Origin of the sequence: Aestuarium sp. (genome assembly GCF_023253315.1) — a bacterium.
GTDB classification, from domain to species: Bacteria; Pseudomonadota; Alphaproteobacteria; order Rhodobacterales; family Rhodobacteraceae; genus Marivivens; species Marivivens donghaensis.
This window is the reverse complement of the sequence record NZ_JALRGW010000105.1, coordinates 1-1,014: the sequence shown is the minus strand read 5'-3', so window position 1 is coordinate 1,014 and position 1,014 is coordinate 1. Positions and strand designations below refer to the sequence as shown.

1 protein-coding gene is annotated in these 1,014 nt (G+C 35.4%); it reads left to right on the top strand.

Translation table 11 applies throughout. The annotated features are described in order from the left end of the window. Positions 1–40: 40 nt before the first annotated feature. Positions 41–1,014: sodium/proton-translocating pyrophosphatase (locus AC1QQ2_RS14420; protein ID WP_479713665.1), on the top strand; the 974-nt coding region annotated here is incomplete at its 3' end.

Genomic DNA, 1,014 nt, shown 5'->3' with positions numbered 1-1,014 from the left:
AGGAATTTTTACCAAAGGAGCTGATGTTGGAGCTGACTTAGTGGGTAAAGTTGAAGCTGGAATTCCAGAAGATGATCCTAGAAATCCTGCTGTTATTGCTGACAACGTTGGAGATAACGTTGGAGATTGTGCAGGTATGGCTGCAGATTTATTTGAAACTTATGCTGTTACAATTGTTGCAACAATGGTTTTGGCTTCAATTTTCTTTCACAATGATTTAGGAATGATGATATATCCTTTGAGCATTGGTGGAGCTTGCTTGCTCACTTCTATTATTGGAACTTTTTTTGTAAAACTTGGAAAAAAGAAAAATATAATGGGAGCTCTTTATAAAGGATTCTTAGTTTCTGCTATTTTATCTTTAATCGTATTATACCCAGTTACAGATTATGTAATCGGACTATCTAAAACATATACAATTAAAGACCTTAAATTTACTGGATTAAGCTTATATGTCTGTGGAGTTATAGGTTTAATTATCACTGGACTTTTAATTTGGATTACAGAATACTATACTGGAACAAATTATAGACCAGTACAATCTGTTGCAAAATCATCTACTACAGGTCACGGAACTAACGTTATTCAAGGCTTGGCAGTTTCAATGGAAGCTACAGCTATTCCTGCACTTATCATAGTTGTTGGAATTATCTCTACAAATTTGATAGCAGGTCTTTATGGTATAGCCATTGCTGTGACTACAATGTTAGCATTAACTGGAATGGTTGTGGCACTAGATGCATATGGTCCTGTTACTGATAATGCTGGTGGTATTGCTGAAATGTCCAAACTTCCAAAAAGCGTTAGAAAAACTACTGATGCTCTAGATGCAGTAGGAAACACGACTAAAGCTGTTACAAAAGGTTATGCAATAGGTTCTGCAGGGTTAGGTGCATTAGTTCTATTTGCGGCATACACGGAAGACATTAAATACTTTTCTTCTCAATCTGGGTCATCATTAAAAGGTGTTGTGGTAACATTTGATTTATCAAATCCTTATGTTGTTGTAGGTTT